The sequence below is a fragment of the Thermogemmatispora sp. genome (genome assembly GCF_019683635.1).
GTDB lineage: Bacteria > Chloroflexota > Ktedonobacteria > Ktedonobacterales > Ktedonobacteraceae > Thermogemmatispora.
Map to the genome: position 1 here is coordinate 1 of NZ_JADGIA010000034.1, position 19,281 is coordinate 19,281.

A 19,281-nucleotide genomic window follows, 5' to 3' on the forward strand; every position below is an offset into this window, starting at 1 on the left:
GCCTTGGCCCCCACGCTAGGATTCCCTCCTGCACCGAGGCCACGGGTCAGCTTATCGCCGATACGGATATGCTTCGGGGCTTGCGTCAACAGCAGGGCCTGAGCATCGGTATTGACAGCGATGAACTCGATGCCCACCATATTGGCCTGAATCATGCGATTGACCGCGTTGCTGCCGCCGCCTCCCACCCCGATCACACGGATCTGGGCGAAGCCTTCAACCTGATGTTGTCCCATTGATCCCATATATTCGTGGCCCCCTTTCGAGCCTGTCACAAGTTCTCTCGCTCCGCTCACCGCGCATTTCCTCCCTCTCTCCACTCGCGCCCCCAGCCTTGCCCCCAGCGCCCGACCGCCCCTGACCAGAGCCAGGCCGGTCGGGCCGGATGCGCGGCCCGGGTCTCGTCTCCTTTCACAGGCTCCCAAGACTTACGGAATAAACGAACGTAGCCAGCGCCCGATGCGCGACAGCATAGTGCCGCGACCAGCCTGCTGCCCCTCCTCTTCGTCGTATGTCAGCGACGAGTGAGTCAGGCCCCAGAGCAGCAAGCCGACAGCGGTCGCATAGGCTGGGCGACAGATCGAGTCGGCCAGGCCATGCAGGCCAAGAGGGACGCCGATGCGCGCCGGCAGATCAAGGATTTGCCCGGCCAGCTCCAGGATACCCGGAAGCTCGGCAGTGCCACCCGTCAGCACCAGGCCAGCGGGCAGCAGCCCATCGTAGCCCGACTTCTTAATTTCATCATGCACCATCTCGAAGAGTTCTTCAACACGCGCCTGGATGATCTCGGCCAGCAGCTTGCGCGGCACAAGATCGTTACAATCTGGCATGAATTGCGCGAGATCGATCATATCATCGTCGTCGATAGCCGAAGGATCACAGTGCCCGTACGTTACCTTCAGCTCTTCGGCAACGGCGAAAGGCAGGCGCAGGCCGATCGCAATATCGCTCGTAATCAGGTTGCCACCGATGGGCAAGACGACGGTATGCCAGATGGCGCCGTCAGTGTAGATGGCAATATCGGTGGTGCCACCGCCCACATCCACGAGCACCACCCCCAGATCAGTTTCGCCATCGGCCAGAACCGCCTCCCCCGAGGCCAGCGGCTCCAGCACCAGATCCTCAATCTCCACATGGGCCTTTTGGACACATTTAATCAGATTATGGATTGAAGAGACGGAGCCTGTGACGATATGCGTCTCTACCTCCAGGCGGAAGCCAGACATGCCAATGGGATTTTTAATGCCCTCCTGCCCATCAACGACATAACCGCGCGGAATGACGTGAATGATCTCGCGATTGGCCGGAATGGCAATCGCCCGCGCCACTTCAATCGCCCGGCAAATATCATTCTGAACGATATCGCGATGGCTCGGAGTGATAGCAACGAAGCCTTTGCTGTTCTCCGATTCGATATGGCTGCCGGCAATGCCCACGTAGGCCGTGGTGATATGCTTGCCGGAGAGGCGCTCGGCACGGTCGATTGCTGCAGCGATCGAGGTGACTGTCTCCTCTATGTTGACCACCACCCCACGCCGCAAGCCCTGTGAAGGGCAGGTGCCAACGCCAACAATGTTCAGCTTCCCGTCGCGATCAAGTTCGCCAACGAGAACACAGACCTTTGTTGTTCCAACGTCGATTCCGACGATCACCCGCTCTTGCACGATCTAGCTCCTCATCGGGCGGCATTGCTAGCTAGGGACACGCATCTGCGCTCACTTTCCTGTCTGCTTGCTTCTGTCCTCGCCTGCCCCGGCTCTTTCTTCCTCTGCTCTCTCCTCTCCCCATTGCCACGCTCACTTAGCTCGCTGTTCACCGCGCTACCAGCTCGCTGCTCCCTTTCCTCCTTGCTACCTGCCCCTTTGCGCACCACGTGTCCATCAGAGACGCACTACAGACGTTATCAGTTTGAGATGACCATGCTTCCGCAGGATCAGGGGCGCCTACGCGGTGAGGCCGGGCCCGTCCGGTCCCGCTCGTTTTCTGCTGCCTATGGCTGTAGAGTGTAGGCCACGTTCAGGCCAAAGCGCAGGTCGATCGTTGCCAGGTGAAGCCCCTTCTGCTGCGCCATGACGAGGATCTGCTGCAACTCGCGCAACCGGTTGGCCAGCGGGTTGACATCATCCGGCCCTCCAAGATAGGCTACCCAGCCGGCGGGGCTGACGATGACGAAGGTGGTGTGGCTCACCGTCTGCGGCTGCTGCGCGGAAGGGCCGGCATTGCTTACATATATTTTACTCTCATAGCGTAGTGTAAAATTGCTAATCCCCGTCAATACGGGTACCTCTTTAAAGACCTCCACAGCAAAGGTGACTTCTGCGGCCTCCAGGTGCGCGCCAGGTCGAATGCCCGCAGTGACCTTCTGCGCACGCGCATCGATCACCGTCTGGAGCTGGCCGGCCTGGGGGGTACTGGTGGCCGCTGCCAGGACCATGCCGCTGCGGTCCACGCTATAGCTTCCCTGAGCGGTCTTCCAGAGCAGCACCGGTTGCCGCTCGTTCACCATGACCTGCAGTCGATCGGGCCAGTCGCGCTCGACGCTGGCACTGGCCACCAGTGGCAAGGCGGCAATGCGCTTGCTCAGGGCCGCCGTATCGACCAGGAAGAGGTTCTGGCCCTGCAGGCCCAGCTGTTGAATCTGGGCAATGAGGGCCTGGTTGTGCGTGCCAACCACCGTAATCTGTTGGATGCGAAAGGCGGGTCCTAGCAAGGCGAAGAGCAGCCCCGCCGGTACGAGCACCAACCCAAGCAGAGCCGCCAGGAGCTTGCGCCAGCGCTGACGCTGGCGAGCCTGCAGGCGGCTGCTCCTGCGGGGGATCGCGACCGAAGGCCCGGTCCCGGGCCGGGGCCGAGCCACCGGCGAGCGTATGGCCCGCATCTGTCCACTTGAGGCCCGCACGGCTGTCTGAGCGAGAGCGCGCGCTACGAGAGGGGAACCTTCCTGGCGCTGGCGCATGCGCCGCTGCTGGGCGCGTCGCTCCGCCATCGCCGTCCAGCCCGCCGGATGCACGATCTTTTGAGGTGTCGTCACCACCCGTTGTCGCGGCTGCTCCCCTCCGCCCCTCGCTGGCTCAGCGCGCCTGGTTTCCCAAAAAGCTATTTGCTCTCGTATCTCTCCTCTATGCTCGGTCATGCTATCTCCCACTCGCCGCGCAGTTCGACCTCCAGCTCCAGCTCCACGCCGAACCGCTCTCGTACACGATGGCGCGCCTCCCTGATCAGGGTTGCAATATCTGCTGCGCGCGCACCTCCCAGGTTGACGATAAAGTTGGCATGCCGCTCGGAGATACAGGCGCGTCCACAGCAGAGGCCTTTAGCGCCGGCTTGCTCGATAAGCCGTCCTGCATAGTCACCAGGAGGATTCTTGAAAATCGAGCCAGCGCTCGGCTGCGGTGGCTGTGTCCGCTTGCGATGCTGCCTGTACTCCTCGATCAGGGCGCGCAGTTTGCCCGGATCGTCACGCCGCAGGCGAATGGCCAGCAGCAGGACGATCTCCGCCGGCTCGATGAGCGCGCGTGGAGCTGGTTGTGGATAGCCACGCTCATCGAAGGTGATCTGGCGCCCCGCCCGGAAGCGACTATGACGATAGCTTAGCTCCAGCTCAGCACGCTTGTAGCGCCGGAGCAGCGGCTCGCCCTCCTCAGCGCTCTCCCCTTCCGCCAGGGCCAGGGCAGGGCGCACATCGAGCACCTCCACCCATTCGAGCACCTGCGACAGATCTCGCTGATGGGCCCCGGCATTGCTGACCACGCCCCCTCCCAGTGTCCCGGGAATACCAGGGCCAAACTCCAGTCCTCCCCATCCCTGAGCCGCCAGCTCGTTGAGCAGCTTCGGCCAGCTGACGCCGGCCTCCGCGTAGAGCAGGGCCGAACCGTCCTCTCGCTCCGCCAGGCGGTAATCGCTGAGGGCAATGCGCGCCACAATGCCGCGCACACCTGCATCTCCAAAGAGGACGTTGGTGCCATTGCCCACCACCAGCAGTGGCCAGCGCTCCGCCAGACAGCGGCGTACGAGCCACAGCAGCTCGTCGCGCGTCTCCAGCGAGAGCCAGAGATCTGCCGGGCCTCCAACTCCAAAGGTGCAGTGACGTGCCAGCGGCTCATGCAAGCGTAGCCGCCTACCGAAGCGTGGCAGGAGCGCGGCGTATGCGCTCTCCGCATCAAATGTCATTGTCGCTTCCATTCTCCATTCTTTTGCCAGGTTTTGAATCAATTTGCCAGGAAGGGTGACCCCCATCCACCTCGCCCCGTTCTCCAGGATTGCGCCGGGTCCATTCCCTCCGTGTCTGGTTTTGCTCCAGGCTGTCCCGCTTTGTCTCCCGACCCTATCTACGCCAGGCCCTTATCCCTGGTGATGACTCTGGCCACCTTCTCCTAGCAGCTGTTCGGTCACGAGATAGATGTCGCCAGCTCCCATGATGAGCACAAGGTCGCCGTCGCCTAAGAGGGAGCGCAGTTTAGCCTCCGTCTGCGCTCGATCGCCTCCGTAGAGAACCTGGCGCCCTTCCCCGCTGAAGCGCGGACGCTGGGCCAGGGCTACCGCCAGGTCGCGGGCGTGAACGAGGCCTGTATCGCGCTCGCGCGCCGGAAAGATGTCGCTGATGACGACGACATCGGCCTCATCAAAGGCTTCTACAAATTGTTCAAAGAAGACTTTCGTCCGGCTATACATATGGGGTTGATAGACAGCGATAAGGCGCCGCTGCGGATAGCGCTGGCGCGCCGCTGCCAGTGTCGCTGCGATGGCCGTGGGATGATGGGCGTAGTCATCGATGAGGATGACATCACATGTCCGCCCGGCAAGCAGCAACGGCCCTTGATGGCGTATTTCAAAACGGCGTCTGCTGCCACGGAAGCCCTCCAGCGCTCGTTTGATGGCCTCTTCAGAGACGCCCAGGCTCTGAGCTGCCGCGATGGCTCCCAGGGCGTTCTGCACATTATGCAGGCCAGGTACGTGCAAGGCGATCTTCTCTCCCCCAAAGAGGGAGCGCGCCTGACTGGCAGCGCCTCGGCTTCCTTCGGCATACAAGCGCACTCGAAAGCTGGTTTCTCCTTCCAGCTTTAGATCATGGGCCTCGAAAAGTAGGGGGCTTTCTCCTTTAACTGTAATAGACGTTAGCTGCTCAGCCTTTTCTCGTATGGCTTCGGCGGCCACGGTATAGAAGATGGTGCGACCCGCCCAGTGGCCCAGGCGCGCGCGCAGCTCCAGGCAGCCGGGGCTGTCGGCGTTCATGACCAGGGTAGGAGGCAGCGGCCAGCGCTCGCTCAGATCCATGCCCTGGATGAAGTGTGTGAAAGCCTGCAAAAATGCCTCATAGTCAGCAAAGAATTCAGGGTGCTCATATTCAATCGAGGTAACGACGGTCAGACGCGGATGGTAGTGCCAGAAGTTATGGTTGAACTCGTCGGCCTCGTTGACGAAAAAGTGGCTCTGGCCCAGGCGATAGTTGGCCCCCAAGGCCGGTACCACCGCGCCGATGACGCAGGTGGGATCAAGCCCGCCCTCGATCAGCATCAGGGCCAGCAGGGAGGTGGTCGTCCCCTTGCCGTGGACGCCACAAACCGAGAGCAGGCAGTAATCGCGGGTGAGAGCGCCTAGCAGCTCCTGCCAGGTCACCACAGGCAGGCCCTGCTGCCGGGCAGCGACCAGCTCCTTGTGATCCGGCTCCACAGCCAGCACAGCGGGCGTAATGATGAGCGCCTCCTGCCCTTGCAGATGCTGCGCGCTGTGACCGATGGTCACGTTGATCCCTGCAGCGGCCAGCTCGCGGGTGGTCGCCGATGGGGTCCGATCGCAGCCGCTGACCGTGGCCCCAGTGGTCTGCGCCAGGCGCGCCAGCGCCGAAATGCCCTGACCCCCAATCCCCATGAAATGTAAGCGCCTGCTCAGCAGAGCACGCAGCTCGGCCTGCCGGTCTTGCGCGATCGCTTCGGACTCGGTATTCATCGTCGGCTTTCTCTCTGCTCTCTCCATCGCAGCCTGTCTCTTTAGACGGTAGGTTGTCAATAAGTGTCACAGCGGGGCGGGAGGATGGCCCGCACGTTGGTTAGTGTTTCGCCAGCTCGCCCGCTCTGGTTCAATTAGCCCTGGCTCCTGGCTTCAACAGAGGCTGGCCTGCTCCTCGCGCATGGGAGCCACGCCTGCCAGACGAGCCACTGCCTCGGCGATGGCCTCGGTTGCATCTGGCCGCGCCAGGGAGCTGACCGCCCGTACCATTGCCTCACGATAGGTCGGGTTGGTCAGCAAAGTCTCGACGTGGCCGGCCAGCACCTGGGGCGTGAGATCGTCGTTGCGCACTACCAGCGCCGCTCGACGACGCCCGAACATGGCCGCATTGGCCTCCTGGGGCGAGGAGCCGATTGCTGGGGGTAGCGGCACCAGGATGCTCGGCTTACCCAAGATCGCCAGCTCGCTGAGGGTGGCCGCTCCGGCGCGGCAGACCACTACATCCGCCGCTTGCAGGGCCAGGGCCATTTCTTCATCCAGATAGGGTACCAGACGGTAGCGTCCCCTCTGTCCCTCGGTAAGCGCTGCCAGTGTGCGCTGGGCCAGGGTCTCCGTCTCCTGGAAGAGCTTTTTCCCGCTGATGTGCAAGACCTGGCAGCGCTCCAGAAGGGCGGGCAAGGCCCGACAGGTAACCTGATTCAGGTGGCGCGCCCCCTGACTGCCGCCGGTCACCAGCAGCAGCGGACAGAGCGGGTCGAGGCCCAGTTGTTGACGAGCCTGCTCGACCGACACCCGGCGCACGTCCAGGATCGCCTGGCGCACCGGGTTGCCCACATGGAGGGTCTTGCGCGCCGGGAAATAGACCCGCGAATCTTCAAAGGCCAGCGAGATACATGTCGCCAGCGGCGCTAATAAGCGATTTGACAGGTTCGCAGGCACGTCTTGCTGATGCATCAGCAAAGGCACACGATGCAGCCAGGCGGCCAGACCAGCCGGCACAGCCACATAGCCGCCGCTGGTAAAGACTACCTGCGGGCGGAAGCGACGCACCACGCCGATCGCCTGCACAATACCCACGGGAACACGTGCCAGCCCCGTGACTGTGCGCCAGGAGACATAGCGCGCCAGCTTGCCCGCCTTGACGGTTACGAAAGGCAAACCGGCAGCTGGAGCCAGTTCGGCCTCCAGTCCATCATCGCTTCCCAAATAAAGGATCTCCGCCTGAAAAGTTCGCTGTAGCTGCGTCGCCACCGCCAGTGCAGGATAGATATGCCCGCCGGTGCCGCCGCCCGAGACCAGTATCCTCATACACTGCCTACCAGAAGAAGAAAAGTTTCTCGCCGGAGAAGCTAGCCATCAGCAGGCCGGCCTGGCACCGATCTCCATGCGGGCCAGGCCCCCGACACGCTACTGGTTTCCACCCCCGGCGGCATCATTTTGATAGAGTCACGCGAGAGTATCCTCGCTTTTTCTTTCATCAACAAAAAGAGCATGACCTGTGTTGACCATTCAAAAGCCGCTCGCGACCACAAGGAGATGAGACCTTGCAGTCTCCTCCTCAACGAGCATTCAGTCAGCGATGACCCCAGTCGCTCAGCTGGCACGCTGGCGACTGCGCTTCAGACGCAGTTCTAGCGTGCGCCGCGAGAAGAGCGGGTCATCCGGCTCCTGGACATAGCGCGAGATATTCAGCAGGACGCCGACCGCTGCCATCGAGACCACCAGCGAGGAGCCGCCGAAGCTGATGAACGGCAGCGGTACGCCGGTGTAGGGGATCGAGGCCGTGCTAGAGCCAATATTGATCATGGCCTGCACTACGAGCCAGGTGGTGATTCCCGTGGCAAGCAGCGAGCCATAGAGATCTGGCGTGCGCCGTGCCAGGCGAAAGCCTCGAAAAGCCAGCCACAGGAAGAGCAGCATCACCGTGACGCAGCCGATAAAGCCTAATTCCTCGCCAATAATGGCAAAAATAGAATCAATATAGGGTAGCGGCAGATAGCCGGTCTTCTGTCGGCTCGCCCCCAGGCCGAGGCCGAACCATCCTCCCGAGCCGAGCGCGAGCAGCGACTGATAGAGCTGCAAGTTGATCCCGGTCACATCGCGGAACGGGTTCAGGAAGCCAAGCAGGCGGAAATAGCGATATCCCCTGAAGGCCTGGGTGAGAAAGACCAGGCCGCCACAGGCCAGGGCCAGCAGGAGCTGGGCGATGTTGGCGCCAGCGGAGAAAAACATCGCCGTCGCCGCAACAGCGATAATCACCGCAGTGCCCATATCTTTTTCCAGCAAGACCAGCCCGAGCACTACCCCTACAAGGATCACGAACGGCGCCAGGCCATAGAGGAAGGTTCTGACCTGTTTTCCTTTGCGCGCCAGCCAGTCTGCGATGTAGAGGGCGAGCACCAGCTTGACCAGCTCGCTAGGCTGGAACGAGATGAACGAGCCAAATGTCAGCCAGCGCGTGGCCCCATAGGCGCTTGTCCCGAACTTCAAAACCAGGACCAGCAGGGCCAGAGCAAGCAGCATGCCGATCAGCGAGAAGCGGCGCCAGAGCCGATAGTCGATATGCATGGTCACCAGCATGGCGATGACGCCGAGCACTGCCCACAACAGCTCACGCTGAAAAATGTAGGAAGCATCGCCGTAGAGGCTGGCAGAGATGAACGAGCTGGCACTGTAGACCATGACCAGGCCAAAGCAGAGCAGGGCCAGGACCACAATGAGCAGCCAGTGGTCGATCTTGCCGGCGACGCGCGGCAGGCGCATCTCCAGCTCCTCCAGACGGCGCTGCTCTTCCTCACTGAGCTCCGGCGGCGTCGCGGTCGCGGTGGCGCTCTCTTCTTCAGCCAGCAGCCGCCGGCGCCAGCCAGCAGTTAAGCCGCTGCGCTGAGGGCGGGCCGGCGCCGGCGCTGGCGCCGCCTGCTCTACGCGGTCCAGCACACCATCCAGTAGCCTGACGGCTCGCGCTGGCAGCCTCTTGCGTGCCAGCGAGGGCACCTTCAGCTGTTCCTCGGCGGCGAGATAAGCCTGGCTGGAGACCGGCTTACGCGGAGATCGACCTGCCGGCTTCCCCTTCTTGCCGCGCTCGCTCTGGCCTTGCCCGGAGCCGTCTCCCCTGGCCAGGGCCTCCAGCGCTGGCGAGCGCAGGTGAGGCAGTGCCTTGCGTCGCCCCTCCTGATTGCCGGGCCTTGCTTGTCGAGCTTGTCGCTGACGCTCATCAGGCATTTTAATACTCTATTTTCTTGATTGTTATAGCATTGAAAACAACAGAGGTCACTGCAGTGAGCCGGCCTGGCCTGCTGTAGCGCCCGTAGCCCAGAGGGCCGTCGCTCGCCAGCCTCCAGGCGATCAGCCAGGGACTGAGGGCGACAGATGGACAAGGCGGTCAGCACTCTTGTCTCGTCTAGCCTTTTTAGCTCTTCTCTTCTCCCATCGGCTGGCCATCGGTTCCACGGGCCTGAGCCTGATTCTGCGTTGACTGGATCGGCTGCTCCTGTATCGCCTGGAGAGCCTGCTCCACATCTTGCTCGCTGAGTGGCTCATGGCTGGCATGCAGGCGCTGCAGATCGATGACCTCAGTGCCCCGGGTCTGTACCAGCTCGCTCCAGGGATCATTGGGGAGCGGCTCGATCATCACCGGCTCAGTGGGAGCCGGCTCTTCCGCCTTCTCCTGCTGCCCAGATCGGCCCTCCAGCCCCAACAACTGTCGCCAGGTTTCACTCAGCTCAAGCTCCTCCAGCCGCTGCGCCTGTGTTTGTAAATCAAGATCGTCACGCTCTTGCCTCTGATCCTGCAATTCCATTTCGCACCTTTTATAGTACCAGAAAGAAATCACTGCGACTGATCGGGTGGGACATGGTAGTACCACATCAGCTCCTGTGCGATTGCCTTCCACAGAGGAGCAGCGGCAGTACCACCGTAGATACTGGCCTGGGGGCGATCCAGCTTCACCAGAATCACGAAGCGGGGATGGGAGGCGGGTAAGAAGCCCGCGACCGAAGCCTCAGTTTGATCCTCTGAGATCCCCTGCGTGGTGGCGGTGCCGGTTTTTGCGGCGACCGTATAGCCCGGGACGAGGGCGCGCTGAGCGGAGCCATCGATCGCCGCCACCTCCAGCATACTGGTCAACTCACGGGCCGCCTTGCTGCTAATGACACGGCGCACGACCTGGGGCTGGATTCTGGTCACATGGCCATTGGCATCGATAGCGGAGACCAGGTAGGGGCGCATCATCACGCCGTCGTTAGCGATGGCCTGGTAGGCCAGAGCGACCTGCAAGGGCGTTGCCAGAATGCTCTGACCGAAGGCCTGGCGCGCCAGATCGCTGGGTGTCCAGCCTGGCGAGCCGGGCTGGCGATAGAAGCCAGTGGCCTCGGGGCTATCGATACCGGTGCGCTGACCGAAGCCGAAGCGAGCCAGGTAGGGATAATAGCGAGTGGGACCGAGCAGGTCATGGGCCACATAAGCGGCCCCGACATTGGCCGAATGCACCAGCACCTCGGTCATCGTCTCGCGTCCCCAGGCCTGGTTCTGCCAGTTAGTCACCATTGGCGTCCCATCGTTGAACGTCAGATAGCCACGATCATAGATGGTTGTATCGGGCGTAATCAGGCCCTGATCGAGGGCTGCCGCCATCGTCACGGCCTTCAAAGTCGAACCAGGTTCATAGGCGCAGTAGAGGGCTGGATTCAGATAGACCTCCTCACTGTGGAGACAGCCAGTCTGGTCGGCATAGCGTCCGTACTGATTTGGATCGTAGTCTGGATAGCCGGCCATTGCCACCACGGCTCCGGTTTGGGCATTGAGCACCACCACCGTGCCGCCCTGAGCGCCGAGCTGCTTGACCGTAGCGGCCAGCTGAGTCTGCACAAAGTACTGGATGGTACTATCGATAGTCAAAGTCAGATTGGCGCCGGGCACGGGTGGCTCTTCCGAGCTGGCGCCGACCACCAAAGGATTACCATAGAGATCGCGCTCAGCGGTCAGATTGCCCGGCTTGCCGGCGAGCAGGCTATTATATTGAGCCTCGATTCCATAGACGCCCTGCGGGGACGAGCTGCCGCCGACGTAGCCCACATAGCCGAGTACCTGGGCGGCGAGATCGCCCTGGGGATAGATGCGCTCAGTCTGAGGGGCCAGGAAGACCGCGGGCAGGGCCAGTTCGCGCAGGCGCTCACTCTGTTGTGGGGTGATCGCGTGAGCGATGAGCAGTGACCAGCGATTGGCGCTGAGCGCCTCCATAAAGGCGCGGCGAGTCTCGGCGACGGAGAGCGCGGGCAGCACGCTATGAAGAGCCGTCAGGGTTTGAGAGAGGGCCTCCTGCAGATCATCGGGGTGGTCCTCGGAGAACTGAACCGGCTCGATATAGACGTCGTCGCGCACCACATTGGTTACGAGCACCAGGCCATTGGCATCGTAGATCAGGCCGCGAGCAGCGGTCAGAACCTGATCATGGATATGCTCCTGGCTGGCCAGTAGCGCTAGCTTGTGACCACTGTAGGCCTCGACGATCTGCCAGTAGTAGAGTCGTCCGAGCAAGGCAAACATGCCAACGCAGACCAGCAAGAAGATGAGCATTTGCCGGGCGCGCGCGCGGCGAACCTCCGTGCTCATCTAACCTCCTCCCCCTGGCAGAATGCTTCTCCTCGTCTTCTTCATGTCGCTTCCTTCATCCATCGCGCTGGCTAGCCCGGCAGGCCCCTACCCTGGACCTCTGGCCCGGGCTGGCTGCCGGCCAGGCCCTCGCCCATTCACCAGCTGCCTGTCGCTTAGCCATTCGTCTGGCTGATTGGTTGCCAGGCAGCGATCCAGAGGCCGCTCTTGCAGGCTGCCCACCCACTCACGCGTTCACTGACTCACAGACGGAGATGGGACACTGCATCAGGGGGCTGCTCCCGATTGCTGATCGGGGACAGATTGCAAACCGGGCACCTCCAGCACTTCAACAGCCTTCGGGTCGGCAGGAACCAGCCCCTGAGCCTGGGCGTGGGCAGCAATATATGCCGGCGACTGCTCCTGCGCCAGGGTATTGACCAGGTCCTGATTCTGCCGCTGCAAAACCGCCTGCTTCGCCTGGTAATCCTGAATCTGCTGGTTCACATTGAGCGCCTGGCTCAGCTGCGACAGGTAGAGCAGAGCCATCAGGGCGATCAGCAGAACACTGCTGATGGTCAGCGCCACCGGCCCCATCTGGAAAAAGAAGGGATGCAGCTGACGGCGGCGCCGCGCGGCCACAATGGGCCGCGTGGGAGCCTTTTTCTGTCCACTACTAGCGTAATGCATGGCTGGACCTTCTTTCTCTTCTCCCGCTCTCGCTTGCTTCTGTTCGCATCTCGCCGCGATGCGCACTCTGTTGCGCTCCGCCTCGCCCCTGCAGCGGCTCGCTAGCGAGGCTGGCCCAGAGCCAACATCAGCAGAAGGAGGCCGATCACATCGGCCAGCCGCCTCGTTGAGCAGGAGCTCAGGCAGGTGAGTCTGCCAGGCGTTCGGCAGCGCGCAGGCGGGCGCTACGCGAGCGCGGGTTAGCGCTGACCTCCTCAGCCGTTGGCCAAACCGGCTTGGGAGTAAGCAGGCGTAGCCGCGCGCGATGGCCACAGACGCAGACAGGCGTCCGTGGGGGACAGAGGCAGTCCGTCGCCTCGCGCTTCATAAAATCTTTCACAATGCGATCTTCCAGCGAATGAAAAGCAATCACGACCATCCTGCCCGCCAGGCCACGCTCGCCCGAGGCGCCACTGCCACGGCTGAGCAGATTCAGCATCTGCGGCAAGGCTCGCTCCAGATTCTCCAGCTCGCGGTTGACGGCGATACGCAGAGCCATAAAGACGCGCGTCGCTGGATGGATGCCATCGCGGGGGGGCCTTTGACGCGCGGCAGCGATGGCCGCTGTCACAATTTCAGCCAGCCGACGTGTACTGGTGATGGGCGCCTGCTCACGTTCACGCACGATGCGCCGGGCGATCTGGCGGGCATGGCGCTCTTCGCCATAGCGATAAAAGATGTCGGCCAGTTCCTGCTCATCAGCCTGGTTCACAAGATCGGCAGCGGAGAGCGACTGCGCCGGGTCGAACCGCATATCCAGGGGTCCTTCCACAGCAAAAGAGAGGCCGCGCCGCGGGTCCGACAGCTGCAGAGACGAGAACCCCAGGTCGAGGAGTATCCCCTGGACCGGCCCAAAAGCGTGCGCTGCAGCGATGCGTTCGAGGTCGGCAAAGTTGCCTTGCGCCAAAAGCAGGCGTCCACTTTTCACATACCTGGAGAGGCGCTGTGCTACACGGTCCAGCGCCTCGGGGTCAAGATCGATACCCAGAACTCTGCCATCGGGAGCCGAACGCTCAAGAATCGCCTCTGTATGGCCACCATCACCTAATGTCCCATCAATATAATGACCGCCCGCTTGCGGCTGCAGAAACCGTACCACCTCTTCCAGCAGCACCGGCATATGCCTTAATTCCATATTCCACTCGCTTAAACCGCTTGGTACGCGCTGCCGAGCGCTCTGCGACAGGAGACTCTCCCCAGCGTGCAACGCTGGCCGCCGCAGCCATCAGCTAGCTGCCATACCCGCTATCCACTTGCCACCCCCCATCAATAAGCTAAAAAGGAATTTTGCCCCCCTCGGCTTCCAGCTTCTCTTGATAGGCTCGCCAGATGGCGCGATCCCAAATTTCAAAGTGATCTCGCACGCCGGCCACGGTAACTTCCGTGCCAAGCCTGGCATAGGCTCGCAGCTTGGCCGGGATCACAATCCGTCCCTGAGCATCTAGCTCGACTTCGCTGGCGCTGGGATAGATGCGACGCTCAAAGTCGCGCAGTTCATCGCTATTCTTGCCCGCCACCAGCTCCGCCGATTTTTCTTCCCAGCGTTGCATCGGATAAACCGACAGGCAGGTCCCCATCCCCTTACTGATCACGGCTCCTCGCCCCATCTGGACCCGAAAACGCGCTGGCACGGCCATGCGCCCTTTCGAGTCAATCGTATGCTCATATTCACCAAGAAACATGTGCGTCCTCTATCCTGCAACGAGGAGCTGCCTTCCTCCCAGCGGAAGGGCCGGCTCTGCCAGCCTGGGCTGCAGCGCCAGGATTCACCACTTTCCCCCACTTCTCCCCACTACATTATACAGTAATCCGGGGGAGGCGAAAAGAGTGTTATCCACCAATTTGGCCCTCCTCAAGTGGATAACTTGTGGATAACTTCAGACGTGCAGTCAGCTACAATGTCACAGTACTACTGTTACATTCATTGTGCTCTTTAACATAAGAACAATTATTACCTAAAATGTCTTAGATCCATCGATCAAACTCCCCACACGAGAGCACCTTCCCAACTGGTTCTTGCCTTTTCCTGGTTTTCTGAGCCGGCGGCTCATCATCGACCCTTGCCGGTCTTGGAATGGAGAAACGTCGTCAGATCCTTGGCTTCCCACAACCATGTCCGCTTGCCAGAGACGACTGGTCTGATATTGGATTTGCCTCGCCCGCCATGATGAGCTATGATGATACTGCTGCTGTTGCTTGTGCGCTGCTCTGCTTCTCATTGATTCAGGCCAGAGTCAGCTTACAAGCAAGTGGGCGAGAGACTTCCTAGAGAAAGGCAGGAGGCTGCTGTATGCCTCTCGATCCAAATTTGCGCGTCTATCTCGATGGGCTGGCGGCCATGAATGTGCCGCCAATCAGTGCTTTGAACCCCCAGGTGGCGCGCGAGGCCATCGCGGCCCAGCTAGCTACGGCCCAGGTTAAGGAGCCGGTGGCTCGCGTTGAGGATCGGCGCATTCCTGGCCCGGCAGGGGAGATCCCTATCCGTGTCTATACTCCTGCGGGCGCTGGTCCGTTCCCATTGCTGGTCTTCTTCCACGGTGGCGGCTGGGTGATCTGCAATCTCGATACGCATGATGGCCTCTGTCGCAGTCTGACCAATGGTGCTGGCTGCGTGGTGGTCTCGGTCGACTATCGGCTGGCGCCTGAGCACAAGTTTCCAGCGGCTCCCGAGGACTGCTATGCGGCAACGCGCTGGGTGGCCGAGCATGCGGCAGAGCTGAACGGGGATGCCCAGCGCCTGGCCGTCGGGGGCGATAGCGCCGGTGGTAACCTCACAGCGGTGGTGACGCACCTGGCCCGCGAGCGTGGGGGGCCGCCACTGGTCTTTCAGCTATTGATTTACCCGGCGACGGACTTTACGGCGGATACGGCATCGCGTCGAGAGAACGCTCAAGGCTATAGTCTGACGCTCGATGACATGCTGTGGTTCGCCAATCACTACTTGAATAGTCCGGAGGAGGCGCGTGATCCGCGGGTCTCGCCGATGCTGCGCGAGGATCTGAGCGGGCTACCGCCGGCATTGGTGATTACTGCTGAATATGATCCGCTGCGCGACGAGGGCGAGCTTTACGGCGAGCGTCTGCGCCAGGCCGGGGTAGCGGTGACGATTCACCGCTATGAGGGTATGATTCACGGCTTCCTGACGCCGCCTATCCCCCTGCAGCAGACGCAGGAGGCGATCGCTGAATGCTGTCAGGCGCTACGTCAAGCCTTTGGGTCGGAGGCTGCCACGCAGACCTCTGCCTCCTCTTGACTTGATGGGAGCCAGGCAGGAGACGGGGATGCCAGGCGCGCAACTGCCAACCTGCTCGCCTGGCATCCCTGCGACTACTGGAGAGGGCGGGTCAGAGGAAAGAGTGTGGTGAAGCGGGCATAAGCCTCATCCCAGGCGGCTCGCCGTTCTGGGTCGGGAAGAAAGGTCTGGGTGACCGTGGAGCGGGCGGCCAGGGTGCGCACTTCTTCCAGGGAGCGCAGTTCGCCGAGGCCGACAAGCTGGAGCAGGGCGTTGCCCTGGGCAGTGGCCTCGATGGGACCTGCGATGACGACCAGGCCGGTGGCGTCGGCCAGGCCCTGGTTGAGCCAGCGGTTTTGCGCGCCGCCGCCAACGATGTGAATGGTCTGGAGCGCGCTGCCGGTGATGCTGGCGGCCAGCTCCAACACCTGACGATAGCGCAGGATGAGGCTGTCGAGAATGGCGCGTACGAGGGCCGGAATGTCTTCGGCGGCAGGAACAGGCTGGCCGTGGGCGCTGAGCTGCTCGCGGATGCGTGTCGGCATGTCGCCCGGCGGGAGAAAGAGGGGATGGTCAGGATCGAAGAGAGCGGCCCAGGCTGGCGCTCCTTCGGCCAGGGTCAGCAGTTGCTCATAGCTGAAGGATTGCCCGCCCTCCTGCCAGCTGCGGCGGCATTCCTGGAGCAGCCAGAGGCCCATGACATTGCGCAGAAAGCGGATGGTGCCAAAGATACCGCCTTCGTTGGTGAAGTTGCTGGCACTGCCCTGGGCAATCTGGGGCTGAGGCAGTTCGAGGCCCACCAGGGACCAGGTGCCGGAACTGATATAGGCACGGTCGCGCGGACTGGCGCGCATGGGGATACCAGCCACGGCGGCGGCAGTGTCGTGGGTTGCTGGGGCAATAACCAGCACGTCCCGCCCCAGATCTTCAGCCAGCTCGCCCTGGACTTTGCCGAGCGGGGTGCCGGGCGCCACCACTGGTGGCAGAAAGTGCGTCGGCAGGCCAAGCCTGGCCAGGAGGTCGCTGGCCCAGGTCCCTTGTGGAACCGACCAACATTGGGTTGTGGTGGCATTGGTATATTCACAGAGGCGCTCGCCGCTAAGCCAGTAATGGAAGAGGTCGGGCATCAGCAGCAGATGCGTTGCGGTTTCCAGTACATGCGGCTGTTCTCGCTGGTGAGCCAGGAGCTGGTAGAGGGTGTTGATCGGCATGAATTGGATGCCCGTTTGGGCGTAGATTTCCTCGCGCGGAACCCGCGCAAAGACCTCCTCCATGAGGCCCTCGGTACGCCGGTCGCGGTAGTGGAAGGGAAGGCCCAGCAGCAAGCCCTGATCATCGAGTAGGGCGTAGTCGACGCCCCAGGTATCGACGCCGATGCTATCGAGCCTGCCAGCCAGGCGACGTGCTTTACGCAGGCCGCTGATGACCTCCTGCCAGAGAGCGAGCACGTTCCAATAGAGATGACGCCGGAGGGCCACCGGGCCGTTGGCGAAGCGATGGACCTCCTCCAGGGTCAGGCGCTGACCATCGTAGCGCGCCAGATGCACACGCCCGCTCTCCGCTCCTAGATCAACGACGGCAAGATAGCGCTCGCTCATTCACGTTCCTCTCTCTCGCTCGCTCTTGCGCCAGTCTCCGGCCAGGGCTGGCCGGACACTAGCGCAGGTAGGCAGCTGGGACGCCTCCATCGACGGTGAGGGCGCTGCCGGTGGTTTTGGAGGAGCGATCGGAGGCGTAAAAGAGCACAGCCTCGGCAACGTCCTCCGGGAAGACATTGACCTTGAGGGTAGTGCGCTGACGATAGTAGTCCTCTAGCTGCTCGGGAGCGATGCCATAGGCGCGGGCCCGCTCCTCGCGCCAGGCGCTGCTCCAGATGCCAGAGCCGCGCAGCACCGCATCGGGCATGACCACATTGACCCGTACGCCGAGCGGGCCACCCTCCTCGGCCAGGCAGCGTGCGAGATGCTGCTCCGCGGCCTTGGCAGCGCTGTAGGCGCTGTTCTCTTTGCCGGCCACAACGGCATTTTTGGAGGTGATGAAGATCAAACTGCCCCCAATACCCTGCTCTTGCCAGAGACGGAAGGCGGCGCGCGCCACCAGGAAGTAGCCCTGAACAAGCACATCAAAGACTTTGCGCCAGTCCTGCAGGCGGGTTTCGGTCAGCGGGGCTGCGGCGGCGAAGCCAGCGTTGCTGACGACAATATCGAGTCCCCCGTAGGCGCGCACGGTGGCGGCGAAGGCGGTGGCAACCTGTTCTTCGTCGCTGACATCGCAGGGGCAGGCCAGCGCGCGCCCCTGGCCATACTGCTGGGTGATGGCGTCGGCGGTCTCTTGGGCACCTTGCGGGTTGAGATCAAGAATGGCGACGTGGGCACCCTCGGCGGCCAGGCGCAGAGCTGTGGCGCGCCCGATGCCACTGCCGCCGCCGGTCACCAGGGCAATGCGTCCGGCCAGCTCTTTTTCAGGCGGGCGGCGCGTCAGTTTGTAGAGTTCCAGCGGCCAGTACTCGATGTCATAGGCTTCCTGCTCGGAGAGCGGAGTAAAACGATCAATGCTTTCACAGGCGCGCATCACGGCCACAGCCCGCTGATAGAGGTCACGGGCGACTCCGGCCATCTGGGCATCGCGCCCACTGGCGATGATCCCCAGATGCGGCACGACCACAATGCGTGGATTGGCATGCAGCAGGACGTCGCCCGGATGATGACATTCTTCAAAGTAGCGCTGATAGTTGCGGCGGAAAGCCGTGATCTCCTGGCGCAGGGCAGTCTGGAGTGCTTCGATCCCCTGGACTGGCTCCCAGGGGACCCAGACCGGCCAGTGCCGTGTGTGCACAAGGTGATCGGGGCAGGCAGAGCCACGTCGAGCGACCTCGCGCGCTTCTGGAGCGCTGGCGAAGGTCAGGGCCTCCTCGCTGTGGTCGACGGCCAGGACCATACGCTGCGGCTGGCTGAGCTGGCCCCGCAGGCCGGGCAGGATGGCTGTCAGCAGCTGCTCGCGCTCGGCGGCGCTCAGCCCGGGCTGACCGATCAGGACTGTTCTCCGCCCACGGCGCTGACGCTCGGCAGCGACAAAGTCTTCGGCCTCCTGTACCACGCGCAGCGTCTGCTCGTAGCAGGAGCGAGCGCTCTCGCCCCAGGTCACCAGGCCATGCTTTTCGAGAATGACCAGTTCGATCTCGGGGTTGGCCCGTACTGCCTGGGCCACCCGCTTGGCGAGGGTGAAGCCTGGACGAATATAAGGAATCCAGGCCATGCGCCGGCCAAAGACCTCCTCTGCCAGGCGGCGCCCGTTCTGGGCGTTAGCAAAGGCCAGAATGGCGTCGGGATGTGTATGGTCGACGTGGGCAAAGGGCAAGAAGGCGTGCAGCAGGGTCTCAATCGAGGGCCGTGGACGCCCCGGCTCGGCAAGACAATGGAGCAGATACGCTACCATCTCCTCATCGCTGAGGGCCTCGCGCTCTTCCAGCGGCAGCACATCGTCCAGGCGCAGTGGCACAAAATCGGCCATTGTCATGGTTGCCAGGTCGGAGCCGCTGCCTTTAACCCACATGATGTGCGTGGGCCGCCCGCGGAAATCCGGCTGAGTCAGCTTGACCGAGGTATTGCCACCGCCCCAGTTGGCCAGGCTGCGATCGCGCCCCAGCAGATGCGAGCGGTAGAGCAGCAGCGCGACCTCGTCCGTTTCTTGCCCTTGAATATCGTCATCGCGCCAGAGATTGCGCGGCATAGTGTTGTCTCCCCTTTCCAAAGCCAGACCAGACAAAGAATAAGCCCTGAGAGCAA

At 62.2% G+C, this 19,281-nt stretch carries 14 protein-coding genes and 1 pseudogene; 1 reads left to right on the forward strand and 14 read right to left on the reverse strand.

What is annotated here, in order from left to right; translation table 11 throughout:
• From IRZ31_RS05990 to mraZ, 12 genes and pseudogenes are all read right to left on the reverse strand, one after another.
• Window positions 1-236, reverse strand: a pseudogene (locus tag IRZ31_RS05990) (cell division protein FtsZ); the annotation flags it as partial.
• 192 nt (window positions 237-428) lie between these two features.
• Window positions 429-1,664: a cell division protein FtsA gene (gene ftsA, locus IRZ31_RS05995; protein WP_297150969.1), complete on the reverse strand. Its 1,236-nt coding sequence runs from the start codon at window positions 1,662-1,664 to the stop codon at window positions 429-431.
• 326 nt (window positions 1,665-1,990) lie between these two features.
• Window positions 1,991-3,133, reverse strand: a complete 1,143-nt coding sequence (locus tag IRZ31_RS06000; protein WP_297150972.1) for an FtsQ-type POTRA domain-containing protein — start codon at window positions 3,131-3,133, stop codon at window positions 1,991-1,993.
• Complete coding sequence (gene murB, locus IRZ31_RS06005; protein ID WP_297150975.1) at window positions 3,130-4,170, reverse strand: UDP-N-acetylmuramate dehydrogenase; 1,041 nt, start codon at window positions 4,168-4,170, stop codon at window positions 3,130-3,132. The genes IRZ31_RS06000 and murB overlap by 4 nt, the downstream gene beginning before the upstream one ends.
• A gap of 171 nt (window positions 4,171-4,341) precedes the next feature.
• Window positions 4,342-5,946 carry a UDP-N-acetylmuramate--L-alanine ligase gene (murC, locus tag IRZ31_RS06010; RefSeq protein ID WP_297150977.1) on the reverse strand — a complete coding sequence of 535 codons (1,605 nt, stop codon included), beginning with the start codon at window positions 5,944-5,946 and terminating at the stop codon, window positions 4,342-4,344.
• Between the two features lie 153 nt (window positions 5,947-6,099).
• A complete protein-coding gene (gene murG, locus IRZ31_RS06015) occupies window positions 6,100-7,254 on the reverse strand; it encodes an undecaprenyldiphospho-muramoylpentapeptide beta-N-acetylglucosaminyltransferase (RefSeq protein ID WP_297150982.1) in 1,155 nt (384 codons plus the stop codon).
• A 285-nt stretch (window positions 7,255-7,539) separates the two neighbouring features.
• Entirely contained in the window at window positions 7,540-9,168 is a 1,629-nt protein-coding gene (ftsW, locus tag IRZ31_RS06020) for a putative lipid II flippase FtsW (RefSeq protein ID WP_297150985.1), read from the reverse strand.
• 187 nt (window positions 9,169-9,355) lie between these two features.
• Window positions 9,356-9,745, reverse strand: a complete 390-nt coding sequence (locus IRZ31_RS06025) for a hypothetical protein (RefSeq protein ID WP_297150988.1) — start codon at window positions 9,743-9,745, stop codon at window positions 9,356-9,358.
• Between the two features lie 29 nt (window positions 9,746-9,774).
• Entirely contained in the window at window positions 9,775-11,556 is a 1,782-nt protein-coding gene (locus tag IRZ31_RS06030) for a penicillin-binding protein 2 (RefSeq protein WP_297150991.1), read from the reverse strand.
• Window positions 11,557-11,823: 267 nt separating this feature from the next.
• Window positions 11,824-12,225, reverse strand: coding sequence for a hypothetical protein (locus tag IRZ31_RS06035; protein ID WP_297150994.1), 402 nt, complete (start codon window positions 12,223-12,225; stop codon window positions 11,824-11,826).
• A 178-nt stretch (window positions 12,226-12,403) separates the two neighbouring features.
• Complete coding sequence (gene rsmH, locus IRZ31_RS06040) at window positions 12,404-13,399, reverse strand: 16S rRNA (cytosine(1402)-N(4))-methyltransferase RsmH (RefSeq protein ID WP_297150997.1); 996 nt, start codon at window positions 13,397-13,399, stop codon at window positions 12,404-12,406.
• 139 nt (window positions 13,400-13,538) lie between these two features.
• Window positions 13,539-13,946: a division/cell wall cluster transcriptional repressor MraZ gene (gene mraZ, locus IRZ31_RS06045; protein ID WP_297151001.1), complete on the reverse strand. Its 408-nt coding sequence runs from the start codon at window positions 13,944-13,946 to the stop codon at window positions 13,539-13,541.
• Between the two features lie 608 nt (window positions 13,947-14,554).
• On the opposite strand from mraZ, the gene IRZ31_RS06050 reads away from it, so the two are divergent.
• Entirely contained in the window at window positions 14,555-15,517 is a 963-nt protein-coding gene (locus IRZ31_RS06050) for an alpha/beta hydrolase (protein ID WP_297151003.1), read from the forward strand.
• Window positions 15,518-15,591: 74 nt separating this feature from the next.
• Here IRZ31_RS06050 and IRZ31_RS06055 read toward each other — a convergent pair whose 3' ends face one another.
• Both IRZ31_RS06055 and IRZ31_RS06060 read right to left on the reverse strand, forming a co-directional pair.
• The gene (locus IRZ31_RS06055; RefSeq protein ID WP_297151007.1) at window positions 15,592-17,094 is read right to left on the reverse strand and encodes a rhamnulokinase; all 1,503 of its coding nucleotides are present in this window, start codon (window positions 17,092-17,094) and stop codon (window positions 15,592-15,594) included.
• Between the two features lie 58 nt (window positions 17,095-17,152).
• Window positions 17,153-19,225, reverse strand: coding sequence for a bifunctional aldolase/short-chain dehydrogenase (locus tag IRZ31_RS06060; protein WP_297151009.1), 2,073 nt, complete (start codon window positions 19,223-19,225; stop codon window positions 17,153-17,155).
• Window positions 19,226-19,281 lie beyond the last annotated feature (56 nt).